The sequence below is a fragment of the Pseudoalteromonas sp. Isolate6 genome, assembly GCF_022398435.1.
Lineage (GTDB): Bacteria > Pseudomonadota > Gammaproteobacteria > Enterobacterales > Alteromonadaceae > Pseudoalteromonas > Pseudoalteromonas galatheae.
Genome location: NZ_JAKEVK010000403.1, coordinates 1 through 820, shown reverse-complemented (window position 1 = coordinate 820; position 820 = coordinate 1). Strand labels below are relative to the sequence as shown.

Below are 820 nucleotides of genomic sequence, written 5' to 3'. Positions count from 1 at the left end.
TCGGGGGGACGTTCACCACGGAGTGATTCATGACTGGGGTGAAGTCGTAACAAGGTAGCCCTAGGGGAACCTGGGGCTGGATCACCTCCTTATACGATTTAGAACTTATTTGTTCGAAGTGTCCACACAGATGATTGTTGATTAGAATTAGAGAACACAAACATTGTTTGGGTCTGTAGCTCAGCTGGTTAGAGCGCACGCCTGATAAGCGTGAGGTCGGTAGTTCAAGTCTACTCAGACCCACCACTTTGCTTTGATGCTGCGTCTTTTTGCGACTCGTTTAGCAAACTAAACGTTCGTCACAAAAATCCTTGCCTGAAAGCAAAGATAGGTAAAAAACAAACAATGTTATCCTAGTAATGTGGGGCTATAGCTCAGCTGGGAGAGCGCCTGCCTTGCACGCAGGAGGTCAGCAGTTCGATCCTGCTTAGCTCCACCACTTTACTACTCCTTCTTATAGATAAACACTCTTACTCAGGTTCAAGTAACTGAGAGTTTTTAACTCTGAGAAGTTATTCTCTTGCTCTTTAAAAATTTGGAAAAGCTGAAAAATTAAATTCTGATAGATAACATAAAGTTATTTATCGAGTTTTCGAAAGAAAATGCCGATTAATCATTTCGATGATTAATTAGCGTCTACTTTAGTATTCAATATTAACTTCTGGCGAAGTTAAACTGTCTTTGACGATACAAACCATTTTGGGTTGTATGGTTAAGTGACTAAGCGTACACGGTGGATGCCTTGGCAGTTGGAGGCGATGAAGGACGTACTAACTTGCGATAAGCCTAGTCAAGCCAGTAAGAGGCGCTTGAGACTAGG

Annotated in this window: 2 tRNA genes and 2 rRNA genes; all 4 read left to right on the top strand. The window is 42.4% G+C overall.

The annotated features are described in order from the left end of the window. Window positions 1–92: ribosomal RNA gene (locus L1D50_RS23165) — 16S ribosomal RNA — on the top strand; the annotation flags it as partial. A gap of 77 nt (window positions 93–169) precedes the next feature. Continuing rightward, a tRNA-Ile gene (locus tag L1D50_RS23160) sits at window positions 170–246 on the top strand. Between the two features lie 117 nt (window positions 247–363). Then, window positions 364–439, top strand: a tRNA-Ala gene (locus L1D50_RS23155). A 271-nt stretch (window positions 440–710) separates the two neighbouring features. Next, window positions 711–820: ribosomal RNA gene (locus L1D50_RS23150) — 23S ribosomal RNA — on the top strand; the annotation flags it as partial.